The sequence below is a fragment of the Ruegeria sp. C2 genome (assembly GCF_056537765.1).
In genome coordinates this window covers 1,820,704-1,833,923 of record NZ_JBQFRZ010000001.1, presented here as the reverse complement: position 1 = coordinate 1,833,923, position 13,220 = coordinate 1,820,704, and the positions used below count along the sequence as shown (strand labels likewise).

14 protein-coding genes are annotated in these 13,220 nt (G+C 58.8%); 12 read left to right on the top strand and 2 right to left on the bottom strand.

The window, feature by feature from the left end; translation table 11 throughout:
• The first annotated feature begins 126 nt into the window (after nt 1-126).
• From ACR0IV_RS09240 to ACR0IV_RS09210, 7 genes are all read left to right on the top strand, one after another.
• Entirely contained in the window at nt 127-1,140 is a 1,014-nt protein-coding gene (locus ACR0IV_RS09240) for a GlxA family transcriptional regulator (protein ID WP_480656936.1), read from the top strand.
• A gap of 135 nt (nt 1,141-1,275) precedes the next feature.
• The gene (locus ACR0IV_RS09235; protein WP_480656938.1) at nt 1,276-2,415 is read left to right on the top strand and encodes an aromatic ring-hydroxylating oxygenase subunit alpha; all 1,140 of its coding nucleotides are present in this window, start codon (nt 1,276-1,278) and stop codon (nt 2,413-2,415) included.
• A complete protein-coding gene (gene betC, locus ACR0IV_RS09230) occupies nt 2,412-3,947 on the top strand; it encodes a choline-sulfatase (protein ID WP_480656939.1) in 1,536 nt (511 codons plus the stop codon). Before ACR0IV_RS09235 ends, betC begins: the two co-directional genes overlap by 4 nt.
• A complete protein-coding gene (locus ACR0IV_RS09225) occupies nt 3,944-4,738 on the top strand; it encodes an SDR family NAD(P)-dependent oxidoreductase (protein WP_480468938.1) in 795 nt (264 codons plus the stop codon). The genes betC and ACR0IV_RS09225 overlap by 4 nt, the downstream gene beginning before the upstream one ends.
• Before the next feature lie 13 nt (nt 4,739-4,751).
• Nucleotides 4,752-5,123: an aldehyde dehydrogenase family protein gene (locus tag ACR0IV_RS09220; RefSeq protein WP_480656940.1), complete on the top strand. Its 372-nt coding sequence runs from the start codon at nt 4,752-4,754 to the stop codon at nt 5,121-5,123.
• Nucleotides 5,123-5,863, top strand: a complete 741-nt coding sequence (locus ACR0IV_RS09215) for an SDR family NAD(P)-dependent oxidoreductase (protein WP_480656941.1) — start codon at nt 5,123-5,125, stop codon at nt 5,861-5,863. The genes ACR0IV_RS09220 and ACR0IV_RS09215 overlap by 1 nt, the downstream gene beginning before the upstream one ends.
• Nucleotides 5,863-6,789 (top strand): 3-hydroxyacyl-CoA dehydrogenase NAD-binding domain-containing protein, encoded by a 927-nt coding sequence (locus tag ACR0IV_RS09210; RefSeq protein ID WP_480656942.1) that lies wholly within the window; start codon nt 5,863-5,865, stop codon nt 6,787-6,789. Before ACR0IV_RS09215 ends, ACR0IV_RS09210 begins: the two co-directional genes overlap by 1 nt.
• 7 nt (nt 6,790-6,796) lie before the next feature.
• On the opposite strand, the gene ACR0IV_RS09205 is transcribed toward ACR0IV_RS09210, so the two are convergent.
• Both ACR0IV_RS09205 and ACR0IV_RS09200 read right to left on the bottom strand, forming a co-directional pair.
• A complete protein-coding gene (locus ACR0IV_RS09205) occupies nt 6,797-7,897 on the bottom strand; it encodes a Gfo/Idh/MocA family protein (RefSeq protein WP_480656943.1) in 1,101 nt (366 codons plus the stop codon).
• A gap of 12 nt (nt 7,898-7,909) precedes the next feature.
• Nucleotides 7,910-8,620: a GntR family transcriptional regulator gene (locus ACR0IV_RS09200; protein ID WP_480656944.1), complete on the bottom strand. Its 711-nt coding sequence runs from the start codon at nt 8,618-8,620 to the stop codon at nt 7,910-7,912.
• A gap of 106 nt (nt 8,621-8,726) precedes the next feature.
• Here ACR0IV_RS09200 and ACR0IV_RS09195 point away from each other — a divergent pair, with 106 nt between their 5' ends.
• Genes ACR0IV_RS09195 through ACR0IV_RS09175 form a run of 5 tightly spaced genes read left to right on the top strand, consistent with a single transcriptional unit; the run spans nt 8,727 to nt 13,217 of the window.
• The gene (locus tag ACR0IV_RS09195; protein ID WP_480468944.1) at nt 8,727-9,881 is read left to right on the top strand and encodes an LLM class flavin-dependent oxidoreductase; all 1,155 of its coding nucleotides are present in this window, start codon (nt 8,727-8,729) and stop codon (nt 9,879-9,881) included.
• Nucleotides 9,881-10,771, top strand: a complete 891-nt coding sequence (locus ACR0IV_RS09190) for an aldo/keto reductase (RefSeq protein ID WP_480656945.1) — start codon at nt 9,881-9,883, stop codon at nt 10,769-10,771. Before ACR0IV_RS09195 ends, ACR0IV_RS09190 begins: the two co-directional genes overlap by 1 nt.
• Nucleotides 10,771-11,286 (top strand): flavin reductase family protein, encoded by a 516-nt coding sequence (locus ACR0IV_RS09185; protein WP_170514668.1) that lies wholly within the window; start codon nt 10,771-10,773, stop codon nt 11,284-11,286. Before ACR0IV_RS09190 ends, ACR0IV_RS09185 begins: the two co-directional genes overlap by 1 nt.
• Before the next feature lie 53 nt (nt 11,287-11,339).
• Complete coding sequence (locus ACR0IV_RS09180; RefSeq protein ID WP_480468946.1) at nt 11,340-11,927, top strand: TRAP transporter small permease; 588 nt, start codon at nt 11,340-11,342, stop codon at nt 11,925-11,927.
• Nucleotides 11,928-13,217 (top strand): TRAP transporter large permease, encoded by a 1,290-nt coding sequence (locus ACR0IV_RS09175; protein WP_039540899.1) that lies wholly within the window; start codon nt 11,928-11,930, stop codon nt 13,215-13,217. It abuts the gene before it with no gap.
• The last annotated feature ends 3 nt before the right edge of the window (nt 13,218-13,220 follow it).

The window sequence follows — 13,220 nt, the reverse complement described above, 5'->3', positions numbered from 1 at the left end:
CGCATCGCGTCAACAATTCCCCAAGGGCTTGTCGGTTGTCAGCAGCGGGATTAGAGAATTCTTATGTATGTCGAGGTGGATATCCCGCACGCTACAACGTTCCGCGCTATGTGAGGTGATCGGGTGATGACACAATCCGCAGTCTCGCAGACCCGTATCTTGTTGCTGGTGACCCCAAACTTCAACATGTCGGCCACGATGGGGTTTATCGATCCGTTCCGGGCGGCAAACTATCTGGACGGCAAGCCACACTTCACGTGGGATTTCGTGTCTGAGGCTGGCGGCTATTGCGTTTCAAGCAACGGGGCCGGGACGGAGACAGCAGGATTGAACAGCTTTGATGCGCAGCCGGCGGATATACTGATCGTCTCTTCCAGCTGGACCCCTGAACGGCACCTGACGGCAAAGATCAGTACCGCGTTACACCAATGGGCGCGCACAGGGGTGCTGCTTGGGGCGCTAGATACAGGGGCGTTCATGTTGGCGCAGGCCGGGTTGTTGAACGGGCGACGGGCGACTGTGCATTACGAACATATCGATGCCTTTCAGGAGCTTTATCCGGATGTCGAAGTGACGGAGAATTTGTATGTCCTCGACGGCAACCGGGCGACCTGCTGCGGAGGAGGGGCGTCGGTGGATTTTGCTCTGCATCTTTTGCAAGGTATCCACGGGATTGCGCTGGCGAATGCCGCCGCTCGCTATATCTTTCACGACCGGTTTCGGGGGCCATCGGCGCTGCAGCAGCCCGAGGGCAATGAGCCCTTGGGCACGATTATTCCCGCGACATTGAAAACGGCGATCCAGATCATGGAGGCGCATCTGGAAGATCCGCTACCGATCCCTGCGATATGCAAACAGGCCAATATTTCGCACCGGCAACTCGACCGGTTGTTTGCCACTCATATCCGAAAGACCCCGGCCCTCTACTATCGCGATATCCGGCTGGACCGGGCGAGGGGGCTTGTCACCCAGACCGATATGCCAATCGCCGAGGTTGCCATGGCATCCGGTTTTGCCAGTCAGGTACATTTCAGCCGTTCGTATAAGGAACGGTTTGGCCTGCCGCCCAGTCAGGATCGGGTCGAGGGCCGCGTGCCGTTCGAATACAGGGCTTGGCCCATGCATCGCAAACCGGGCTGAGGGATGCACACCAATGGCTGAAAAAATTAAGAATATGGCGAAAAAAGTTTAGACGAAACTTCGATTTCAGAAGATCATATGCGGCGAAAGCCAGTAGCCCGGTGCTCTGACAAGCCCCGAATTGTGGAGACGCATATGAGCGAGCTGCCGTCCAAAGAACAGTTCCAACGCATTTCCGACGGGTACAGTTCCGACCCGTTCAACACCAGTTCATTGAATGCCGAGGCATATGTCGACCCGGCGTGGCATCAGGTCGATCTGAATGAGATCCTTGCCAAAACCTGGCAATGGGTCTGCCACGTCGAAAAGCTGCGCGTGCCGGGATCGTATGTAACGGTCGAGATTGCAGGCCGCCCCATTGCCATTGTTCGCGACCGCGAGGGCGTCTTGCGCGCCTTCTACAATGTCTGCAAACACCGCGCCCACCATCTGCTGTCAGGTGAAGGCGAGACGACGCGGATCATGTGCCCCTATCACGCGTGGGTCTATAAACTGGACGGCCAGCTTGTTCGCGCGCCCGAGACGGAAAATCTGAGCGATTTCAGCACCAAGGATATCTGTCTGGATCAGGTTCAGGTCGAGGAATTCGCGGGATTCATCTATGTCAATCTCGACCCGGAGGCTGAGCCTCTGCATCAGGTGTCGGGCAATCTGGAGACGGAAATCCGCCACTGGGCACCAGATATCGAGAACCTGACTTTCGGTCACCGCCTGACTTATGACATCAAGTCGAACTGGAAGAATGTCGTCGACAATTTCCTCGAATGCTACCACTGCCCGACGGCGCATAAGGATTTCTGCGATTTGGTCGATATGGACACCTACAAGGTGACCACATATGGCATCTATTCCAGCCACATGGCCGAAGCTGGCAAGGGCGCGAACACCGCCTATGACGTGTCGAACGCCACGGTGCGGACCCATGCAGTCTGGTGGCTGTGGCCGACGACCTGCCTGATGCGGTATCCCGGCCGGTCCTCGATGATCGTGCTCAACATCATTCCGATTGGCCCGGACCGGACGCTGGAGACTTATGATTTCTTCCTCGAAACACCCGAACCCGATGAGATGGAACTGGAAGCGATCCGCTATCTCGACGAGGTTCTGCAACGCGAAGACATCGATATTGTCGAAAGCGTGCAGCGCGGGATGAGCACACCTGCCTTCACTCAGGGACGGATCGTCCACGATCCCAGCGGCTCGGGCAAATCGGAACATGCGGTGCATCACTTCCACGGGCTGGTTCTGGATGCTTACGCAAAGGCTGCTCCGTGAGGCGGCCTAATATCGTTGTAGTGATGGCCGACCAGTTGGCACCGCATTTCTGCGGCGCTTATGGGCACCCGACTGTTAAGACGCCGCATATCGATGCGCTGGCTGCAAGGGGCATGCGGTTTGACGCGGCCTATTGCAACTCGCCGCTCTGTGCGCCATCGCGCTTTGCCTTTATGTCTGGCCAGTTGATCAGCCGGATTGCCGCCTACGACAATGCCAGCGAATTTCGCGCCTCGGTTCCCACCTTTGCGCATTACCTGACGGCGTTGGGCTATCGCACCTGCCTGTCGGGCAAGATGCACTTCGTGGGCCCCGATCAGAAACACGGGTTTCAGGACCGGGTCACCACCGATATCTACCCGGCCGATTTCGCCTGGACCCCGGATTGGGAAGCCCCGGATGAGCGGATCGACAAGTGGTATCACAACATGCAAACGGTCAAGGAAAGCGGCGAGGCGATTGCCACGTTCCAGACCGACTATGACGATGAGGTTGAATTCGCCGCCCGCCGCTGGCTGATCGACCGGGGGCGTGATCGGGCGGCTGGGGATGAAGCTCCGTTCTGCCTCGTGGCCAGCTTTATCCACCCGCATGATCCGTATGTGGCCAAGCCGGAATGGTGGAACCTCTACTCTAACACCGATGTTCCACTGCCGGAATTCACCCTGACACCTGACGAACAAGACCCGTTCTCGCGACGGGTTATGGACGGGATCGAGGCCAGCTATGTGCCGCTCAGCGAGGCAGAGGTATTGCGCGCGCGGCGGGCCTATCTGGCGAATGTCAGCTATTTCGACAGCAAACTCGGCGCTATGGTGAAAGCGCTGGAAGAGATTGGGGAGCTGGACAACACCATCATCATCGTCACCTCCGATCACGGCGATATGCTGGGTGAACGGGGGTTGTGGTACAAGATGAACTTCTTCGAACACTCGGCCCGCGTACCTCTTGTGATGGCCGGGCCGGGCGTTGCGCAGGGCTCTGCCGCTAACGCGTGTTCACTGGTTGATATGCTGCCCACCTTCGTCGATATCGCCGGGGGTTCGAACGATATGTTCGGCGAGCCGGTGGATGGCCGCTCGCTGATGCTATTGGCACGGGGAGACGCCGATCCGGTCGACGAAGCGATTGGTGAATACTGCGCCGAGATGACACCCTATCCGGTTTTCATGATCCGTCGCGGTGCATTGAAATACATCCATTGCGATCCCGATCCCCCGCAGCTTTACGATCTGTCGTGCGACCCGTTGGAGAAGGTGAATCTGGCCGAAAATCCGACCTATGCGGCGCAATCGTCGCACTTCGCTGATGAAGTCGCCAAACGCTGGAACAGCGAGAAGTTGCGCGCTGACGTGATCGCCACCCAGAAGTCCCGTCGCGCGTTGCACGCAGCGATGGAGGCCGGGGCGGGCGAGCCTTGGGATTACAATCCGCCTTCGGATGCCAGCCAGCAATATGTGCGCAATCACATGGACTGGACCGTGGCAGCCACCCGCTATCGCTATCCGCCTTTGAAGGAGACCAAATCATGATGCTGGACGGCAAAACCGCGCTGGTCACCGGCGGGCGAGGCGGGATCGGGCGAGCTATCGTTGCCCGATTTCTGCGCGAAGGCGCGCGCGTCTACGCGGCTGATTTGACGCCTGAGGGATCGTTGGACGCCCATGACGATGATGGCAGCCATTTCGTCAAGCTGGATGTCACGCAGGAAGCGGACGCAGTTGCCGCAATGGCGCAGGTCGACCGCGAAGCAGGTCAGTTGGATATTCTGGTCAACGCCGCGGGGATCGAGATCGAAAAGACCATCGAAGACACCTCGCTTGAGGAATGGAACCTTTCCTTTGCGGTTAATGTCACGGGGACGTTTCTGACCTCGAAACATGCGTTGCCGCTGATGCGCAAGGCGGCCTCATCAGGTCCTTCCGCTTCGATCATCAATTTCGGCAGCTATGATGGCTTCATCGCCGATCCCGGGCTGGCCGCCTATTGCGCCACCAAAGGTGCGGTACACGCACTGACCAAGGCGATGGCCTGCGACCATGGCCCCGATGGCATTCGGGTCAATGCGATCTGTCCGGGTTATGTGGACACACCGATGTTGCAGAGCTTTTTTACCGGCGATGGCTCGGGCGGTGGCGGCAAAACCATCGACCAGTTGCAGCAGGCAGTGCGCGATGTGCATCCGATGCGCACCTATGGAACGCCTCAGGATATCGCCAATCTGGTCAACTGGCTGGCCTCGGACGAGGCGCGCTATGCCAGCGGTCAGCTTTGGGTGCTGGACGGTGGTCTGTCGGCGCAAGTGCAGCAGATGCGACTTTAGGCGAGGGATGGATATGCAAACAGATATGTTGATCAATGGTGAGCATGTTGTCGGGCTGGGAGAGCCTTTACCAGTTCTCGACCCGTCCACCGGTGAAACGATTATCGAAATCCCTGAGGCAACGCCCGAACAGATCAAAGCCGCGGCGCAGGCGGCGCATGAGGCGTTTGAAAGCTACCACCTGACCCCACCGGCTGAGCGCGCCGGATACATTCTCGCCATCGCTGATGTGGTCGAGACGCATATTGGTGAACTGCCCGACCTGGGTACCCTCGACGTTGGCAAGCCGTGGCCTGCGATGAAAGGCTCGGGCATTGGCTGCGATATGTCGGTCTATGCGCTGGACGCCTATATGTCCGTGCGCCACGTGATGGTGGCCCAGTGATGCGGTTGGCAGGGAAAACAGCGTTGGTGACCGGCGGCCGACGAGGTATCGGTCGCGGGATTGTCGGAGCTTTCGTACGGGAAGGCGGCAAAGTAGCGACGTGCGGGCGCGGTGACAGGCCCGAGGGGCTGCCTGATGCAATCGACTGGTACAATCTGGACGTCACCGATGCAGCAGCGGTCGATGCCCTGGCGCAAGAAATGGACGGCCTCGACATTTTGGTCAACAACGCTGGGGTTCAGGTCGAAAAGACAGTGCCGGACAGTTCGGATGCTGATTGGGAGATGGTGATTGGCACCAATTGCCGGGGCGTGTTCAACCTCTGCCGTGCTTTCATCCCGCGCATGGCCGAAGGTGGCTCCATCATCAATATCGGCTCAATCTCAGGAACGGCCGCAGACCCGTCGATGGCGCTTTATAACGCGTCCAAGGCTTTTGTGCATGGGCTGACACGCTCAATCGCTATCGATCATGGCCCCCACATCCGGTGCAACGCAATCTGCCCCGGCTGGATCGAGACCGGAATGCTCGATGCAGCGTTCGATCTGGCCGCTGACCCTCGGGCGGCCCGAAGCGATGCCTTGGCGCGACACGCGACACGGCGGTTTGGCAAGCCTGAGGATGTTGCCAGCATGGCGGTCTGGCTGGCCTCGGATGAGGCAGGTTTTGCAACCGGGCAATTATTCACGGTGGATGGCGGCATGACCGCGGCGTCTCCGCTCAATCCGGGATTGTTCTGATGGAAATTCAACATACCGCCTGCTTGGGCGGTGGCGTGATCGGGGCCAGTTGGGCGTCGCTGTTTCTGGCATCAGGTCGCTCGGTGGCGCTGTTCGATCCCGACCCAAAGGTTGCGGACAATGTGCGCCGTTACATCGATACCGCATGGCCCGCGATGACTGAGCTTGGTCTGACCGAAAACGGCACCCGCGATGCGATCCGCTTTTTTCCCGGTGCGGCTGAGGCGGTCGAAGGGGCCGGATTTGTGCAGGAAAACGTCCCGGAACGGCTGGAGATCAAACATGCCACGTTCCGCGCCATCGAACCTGCCTTGTCGCCAGAGGCTATTGTCGCAAGCTCGGCCTCGGGGCTGACCCTCAGCCAGATGCAGCCGGGCTTGAATGACCCTGCGCGGTTTGTGCTGGGGCATCCGTTCAACCCGCCGCACCTGATCCCGCTGGTCGAGGTATTAGGCAATGACCGCACTGCCGATGGTGTCGTCGAACAGGCACAGGCATTCTATCAGTCGGTCGGCAAGACCACGATCCGTCTGCACAAAGAGGTGCCCGGCCATGTCGCCAATCGCCTGCAGGCCGCGATCTGGCGCGAGGCGATCCACCTTGTCACCGCTGGCGTGGCTTCGGTTGAAGATGTCGACAAGGCTGTCTGGGCCGGTCCCGGCCTGAGATGGGCGGCAATGGGGCCGACGATGCTGTTCAACCTTGGCGCGGGTGAGGGCGGATTGCAGGCGTTCTGCGATCACTTCACCGACACGTTCAACGGGTGGTGGGATGATCTGGGCGAGGTCCGTCTGACCGAAGACGTAACCCGCACACTGGTCGAGGGCGTCACCGCTGAGGCCAAGGGCGAGGCACCCGCCGCGCTGTCGCAGCAGCGGGATGCGTTGATCGTGGCTTTGCAGAAAGCGGTCGCGGGTCTGCGCTGAGCGGCTGTTACCGTGAAAGGGTTACAGTCTCTCCGCGCTCTGCCGCTTGTTGCGCGGCAAGCCCGACGCGCACCGCCCAGATGCCATCGCGCAAGGATACCTCCGGGGCTGTGCGCTCTCCACGCACCAGTTCCAGAAAGCCCTTGTGTTGGTAGTAGGTTGACCCGTTGTGATCCCCGGCGGCCAGTAACTCGGGTTCAACCGGAATATCGCGTGCAACCGGGCCTTTGGGATCGCGCGGGCTGACGATCAGTTGCGGTACCGGAGCCTCACCCAGATGGTCAGGCCAGAAACGGCCCGGTCCGGGGATCAGGGCCTCGACCTTGGCGGCGGGACCGATGGCGCAGATCTCTTCCTGATAGCGTGACCCTTCGGCGAACATGCACAGTTCCAGCATTGCTCGTGCGCCCGAAGCGAAATCGACGATGACATAGCCATTGTCCAGAATGTCCGGCGTCTCGCCCGCATAGGTCTCGTCCAGATGATTGACCGATTGCCCACCGCTTGCCGAGACCCGCACCGGGTCCGATTGCAGTATCAGGCGCATGAGGTCGAAGAAATGGCAGCATTTTTCGACAAATGTACCGCCTGTGTTGCGGTTGAACCGGTTCCAGTTGCCGACCTTCTCAAGGAACGGAAAGCGATGCTCGCGGATCGACAGCATCCTGATCCCGCCGCTGGTGGCTTCGGCTTCATCGATCAGCGCCGCGATGGGCGGCATATAGCGATACTCCATCGCGACCCAGATCGGGTGCGGGTAGTCGCGTTCCAACTGCTCAAGCCGGTCGAGATCGGCAGGATTGGTAAATAGTGGCTTCTCGACCAGCAGGGGCAGGGGGCGGGTCTGGGCGATTTCGATCAACTGTTCGACATGCAGGTGGTTGGGGCTGGCAATGACAAGGCAATCCAGATCACTGATCGCCAGCAGGTCCTGTATCGACGTGGCCATCTGCGCATCCGGCGCGATGGCTTGCGCCTTTTGCGCCATCTCCGGATCAGGTTCGAATATTGCGGCGACGCGCGTACCGTCAAGCAGAGCTATATTGTGCAGGTGCTCCTGCCCCATCATACCGCATCCGATCAGCCCGTAATTGATGGTCCGGGTCATGCGCAGTTCCTTTTACTTCAGGCGTTGGACATAGGTGGCCCGATCCGGATCGAACCATGTTTTTGAAAACTCGACAGGTTCGGCCTTCTCTGACCAGCTGAACCGCTCGATATACCCCACGATCTGGCCGGCGGGTTTGGTGAAACCACTGGGCGTCCAGTCGGGCAGGGCACCGACCGAGACACGATCCTCGGCCCGTGTGATCCAGAAGCCAAGCTGCTGCTGGTAGTAGCGATAAAGCGAGTCAGACAGCAGGCTCTGATCGATTGTCCCGGCCGATTCGTCCAGCCAGATTTCCTCGACCGCGATGATTGTATCATTCAGATAGCGCATCCGGCGGACCCGCGATCCGAATTTCGACTGACCGAATTCCGGCAAATCTGAGGGTTTTTGCAGATGATCGACCGACAGGACATCGGCGCGCGGCAACCCGCCGCCTTCGGGCAGCTCCAGCCGGAACATGGCATAGACGCTGTTCTGCGTTCCGGTCTCGCGGATGTAATTGCCCGAGCCCTGAATACGCTCCAACATGCCTTTTTTCTCAAGCTCGGCGAGCGATTTTCGCAAGGTTCCGACCGAAACATTCAGGTTGGCGGCCATATCCCTTTCAGGCGGCAGGCGCTCGCCATCCATCAGGCGGCCTGCCGCGATATCGCGGATCAGCAGCTCTGAGATCTGGACATAGATCGGCAGGGCGTTGGGATTACGGCTGTTCGTGGTCACTTGCGCGCGCTTCACTCGGTCGCAGGAAAAATTGATACACTATTGATCTACATCAATGCGCTTGCTACGCAAGAGGAAAGTCAAAGATGTACGGAGCGTGAATCAAATGAGCATCGTCCCCATCACATCCCCTGATCTGGATGCGGCCGAGGTTTCGTGGTTCGCAGCGCTGTGTTCGGATGACTACCAGTTCCTCGGTGTGCCCGACGGTGATCTGCGATCCAGTTGGGAGCATTGTTCGGGCATCGTGAAAGAAGCCGAGGCGCAAGGCTTTCGCAACATTCTGTGCCCGTCGTCCTATCAGGTCGGTCAGGATACGCTGAGTTTCGTCGCAGGTTGCGCGCCGATCACCGAAAAGATCAATCTGCTGGCTGCTGTACGCTGTGGTGAGATGCAGCCCATCATGCTGGCCCGCACCATCGCGACGCTGGACCACATGCTTAAGGGGCGGCTGACGGTCAACATCATCTCTTCCGACTTCCCCGGCGAGAAAGCCGACAGCGCGTTCCGCTATCAGCGCTCGCGCGAAGTGGTCGAGATCCTGAAACAGGCCTGGACGCAGGACGAAATCAACCATGCGGGCGAGGTCTATAACTTTTCAGGCCTGACCACCGACCCGGCTCGGCCTTACCAGACCGGTGGCCCACTGCTGTATTTCGGCGGCTACTCGCCGTCTGCTTTGGACCTGTGCGGCGAGCATTGCGATGTCTACCTGATGTGGCCTGAGACGAAGGACCAACTGGCCGAACGGATGAAGGCCGTTCACGCTGTGGCCGAGAATTACAACCGCACACTGGATTACGGCCTGCGCGTCCACATGATTGTTCGGGATACCGAGGCTGAGGCGCAGGAATATGCGGATTACATCGTCTCGAAACTGGATGACGAATATGGCCGCGCCATCCGCGAACGGGCGCTGGACGCGACCTCTCTGGGCGTGGCGCATCAGGCGAAGAACCGCGATCTGGCGGATGAATACGGTTATGTCGAGCCGGGCTTGTGGACAGGCGTCGGACGCGCACGGTCGGGCTGTGGCGCGGCGCTGGTCGGGTCAACCGATCAGGTCATGTCCAAGATCGAAGAATATCAGAAGATGGGCATCCGCGCCTTCATCTTCTCGGGCTACCCGCACATGGACGAGGCCAAACATTTTGGTGCCCGCGTGATGCTCAACCTGAAAACCTGCTCGCTTCCCGAAGCCTACGGGCGCGTGCCAGCAACCACCCCGGCGACCCCGCTGGGCAACGGAGTTCGTCGCTAATGCAACGTGTGAAACTATCTGACACGCTGGAAATGAGCCGCCTTGTCTATGGCATGTGGCGCTTGGGTGATGACAGTGACACCTCGACCGCGCATGTCGAGGCCAAGATTCAGGCTTGTCTGGATCAGGGCATCACTACCTTCGATCAAGCAGATATCTACGGCGGATACGCGGCCGAGGCCGTTCTGGGCAATGCCTTGCGCGCCAATCCCAGCCTGCGCCAGAAGATGGAAATCGTCACTAAATGTGACATCGTCGCGCCAATGGGTCGCTATGCGGAGGCCAAGGTCAAATACTACGACACGTCGCGCGCGCATATTCTGAAATCGGTGGATACGTCTCTGTCCGAAATGGCGATCGATCACATCGATCTGCTGTTGATCCATCGCCCTGATCCAATGATGGACCACCATGAAACCGGAGCAGCGCTGGATGAGGTGGTCGCCAGTGGCAAGGTCGGCGCGGTTGGCGTGTCCAACTTCCGCCCGTGGGACTGGTCTTTGCTGCAGTCGGCGATGAAAACCCAGTTGGTCACCAATCAGATTGAAATCTCGCTTGGGGAGATCAGCCCGTTTACCAATGGCGATCTGGCGTTCCACCAACAACACGGTCACCCTCTGATGGCGTGGTCGCCGCTGGGTGGGGGCTTACTGATGGCCGGTAACCCACCGGTCGGTGTTGTTGCAGATGAGATCGCCGCAGAATTTGGTGTGGACCGAGCCGCAGTGGCCGTTGCTTTCCTACTTGCACATCCGGCGAACATTCTGCCGGTTCTCGGGACGAACAATCTGGGCCGCATCAAGCGTGCCTCGGATGCTTTGAAGGTCAAGCTGGATCGTGAAAGCTGGTACCGCCTGTATGAGGCGGCGCTGGGACATGAGGTGCCCTGATGAATGCAATCTCACGCGATATGAACCATACATTCGTCCCGCATAAGGACGACACGCGAACCCTGCGCGATGCTTTTGGTCGCTTTGCCACGGGTGTTACGGTCGTGACCTGCGACAGCGAGGATGGGCCGATCTGCATTACGGCAAACAGCTTTTCTTCCCTGTCGCTGGACCCACCGCTGGTGATGTGGGCGGGCGATCGTAATTCGCGCCGGTTCCGCTATTTTCACGCGGCACGTCATTTCAGCGTGCATGTTCTGTCTGCTGAACAGGCAGAGCTGTGCTTTGGCTGTTCAAAAGACGCCCATGCGTTGCGCGATATCGAACATGACCGATGTGTAAACGGCACCCCGTTGCTGCCAGGCAGTCTTGCCCGGTTCGAATGCGAGCAGCACGCCTATCACGATGCAGGCGATCATGTGATCGTGGTGGGCAAAGTTCTGAAAGTCAGCATGGCGGATGGAGACGCGCTGACATTCTTTGCCGGAAAACTCGGCCAATTCGCGCAGAACTAAGCGCGATATGACGACTGCGGGGCGAACCCGCGGCTGAACAAGGGAGGATCCGCATGGGCGGACTGGCATCGGCGTTAGCGCCGATTGCATTCGTGAACGAAACCGTGCTGCGACTGGGCCGCGCGGTTGGTGTCGTTGCGATTGCAGTCATGGTAGTCGCAATACTGATCCAGGTGTTCTTTCGATACGTTCTTGGAAACGCTCTGCCATGGCCGGACGAGGCTGCGCGGTTCTGTATGCTCTGGATGACGGGCCTGATGGCGCCCACAGCCTTCCGACGCGGAGGTTTTGTCGCCATCGACATGCTGCAGCGCTTTCTGCCGCGCGTGCTTGGCCTATCGCTCAATCTGTTTCTGCTTTTGATTTCACTGGCTGTCCTTCTGGTTGCCGTGAACATTGGATGGTCCGAAGTTACCGGCTTTGGTGGCCGGTTCGCCACTGCGGCTCTGTATCTGCCCACTTCTTTCGGGTTTGATGAATGGTATCGCATCCCGCGCAGTTGGATGATGGCGTCACTGCTGGTGGGGATTATCCTTCTGATCTCAGTCAATATCGAGCTGATCCTGCGGTCCATCGTGACCATGCTGGGCGGAGGGCATCTTCTGCCTGAGATTCCCGAAGCTGCGGTGGGGGCTGAATAAATGCTGATTTGGTTCCTGCCCACATTCCTGATTTTCCTGCTGATCGGCCTGCCGGTCTTTTTTGCATTGCTAGCCGCTCCGGGTATTTTGCTGTGGCTCAGCGGTCAGACCAACGACATCACGCTGCTTTATCGCAATGTTTATAACGGCATGGACAGCTTCCCGCTGATGGCCATTCCGTTTTTCATGCTGGCTGGAGAGTTGATGAACCGCGGCGGCATCACCATCCGTCTCGTCGAGTTCAGTCAGGCCCTGATGGGCCACCTGCGGGGCGGCCTTGCGCATGTGAACGTGCTGAGTTCCATCCTGTTCGCTGGCCTTTCGGGCTCTGCCGTGGCTGACACCTCGGCGCTTGGATCTATGTTGATCCCGGCGATGGAGAAGCAGGGCTATACCCGCAAATTCGCCGCCGCGATCACGGCGGCCAGTTCGGTGATCGGGCCAATCATCCCGCCTTCGGGTATTATGATCATCTATGCCTATGTCATGGGTGAAAGTGTGGCGGCGCTGTTCCTTGCTGGTATCGTACCCGGTGTGATGGTTGGCGTTGGCTTGATGCTTATGATCAAGGTCATGGCCGATCGGTATGACTTCCCTGTCGCCAGCCGCAAATACACTTGGCCCGAACGCCGTCAGGCTAGCTTGAAGGCATTCTTTCCACTGATGACACCGGTGATCATTCTGGGCGGCATTCTGGGCGGCATCTTCACCCCGACCGAGGCCGCCGCTGTCGCCGTTGGATACGCTTTCATCATCGGTTTCTTCGTCCTGCGCACCCTTACTTTGAAGGAAGTTCCCGAAATACTTAGCAATGCAGGCATGACTTCGGCGGTCGTCCTGTTGCTGGTCGGCGCGGCGATGGCGTTCAAGACGGTCGTTAGTCTCAGCCATGCGCCGGAACAATTGGCCTCGCTGATCCTCAGCCTGTCGGAAAACCCGCTGATCCTGCTGTTCCTGATCAACCTGCTGCTGTTCATCGTCGGCATGTTTCTGGACGCAGGCCCCGCGATCATCATCCTTGGCCCGATCCTTGGTCCGATCTTCACCAGCCTCGGCGTAGACCCGATCCATTTCGCCATCATCATGAGCGTCAACCTGACCGTCGGTCTGGCCACACCGCCCATGGGGTTGGTTCTATTTGTGGCTGCCGCAGTTTCACGCGAACGGGTTGAGACCATCGCCAAGGCAATCCTGCCGTTTCTGGCAGTCGAAATTATCGTGATCTTTCTGATCACTTATATCCCCGCACTATCCATGACGATCCCGAGGATAACGGGATTTGCAAACTGAACT

Excerpts from the sequence above, each read along its gene's own strand:
- ACR0IV_RS09240 (WP_480656936.1), top strand. The coding sequence starts at position 127 with ATGACACAATCCGCAGTCTCGCAGACCCGTATCTTGTTGCTGGTGACC.
- ACR0IV_RS09235 (WP_480656938.1), top strand. The coding sequence starts at position 1,276 with ATGAGCGAGCTGCCGTCCAAAGAACAGTTCCAACGCATTTCCGACGGG.
- ACR0IV_RS09225 (WP_480468938.1), top strand. The coding sequence starts at position 3,944 with ATGATGCTGGACGGCAAAACCGCGCTGGTCACCGGCGGGCGAGGCGGG.
- ACR0IV_RS09220 (WP_480656940.1), top strand. The coding sequence starts at position 4,752 with ATGCAAACAGATATGTTGATCAATGGTGAGCATGTTGTCGGGCTGGGA.
- ACR0IV_RS09215 (WP_480656941.1), top strand. The coding sequence starts at position 5,123 with ATGCGGTTGGCAGGGAAAACAGCGTTGGTGACCGGCGGCCGACGAGGT.
- ACR0IV_RS09210 (WP_480656942.1), top strand. The coding sequence starts at position 5,863 with ATGGAAATTCAACATACCGCCTGCTTGGGCGGTGGCGTGATCGGGGCC.
- ACR0IV_RS09205 (WP_480656943.1), bottom strand. The coding sequence starts at position 7,897 with ATGACCCGGACCATCAATTACGGGCTGATCGGATGCGGTATGATGGGG.
- ACR0IV_RS09195 (WP_480468944.1), top strand. The coding sequence starts at position 8,727 with ATGAGCATCGTCCCCATCACATCCCCTGATCTGGATGCGGCCGAGGTT.
- ACR0IV_RS09190 (WP_480656945.1), top strand. The coding sequence starts at position 9,881 with ATGCAACGTGTGAAACTATCTGACACGCTGGAAATGAGCCGCCTTGTC.
- ACR0IV_RS09185 (WP_170514668.1), top strand. The coding sequence starts at position 10,771 with ATGAATGCAATCTCACGCGATATGAACCATACATTCGTCCCGCATAAG.
- ACR0IV_RS09180 (WP_480468946.1), top strand. The coding sequence starts at position 11,340 with ATGGGCGGACTGGCATCGGCGTTAGCGCCGATTGCATTCGTGAACGAA.
- ACR0IV_RS09175 (WP_039540899.1), top strand. The coding sequence starts at position 11,928 with ATGCTGATTTGGTTCCTGCCCACATTCCTGATTTTCCTGCTGATCGGC.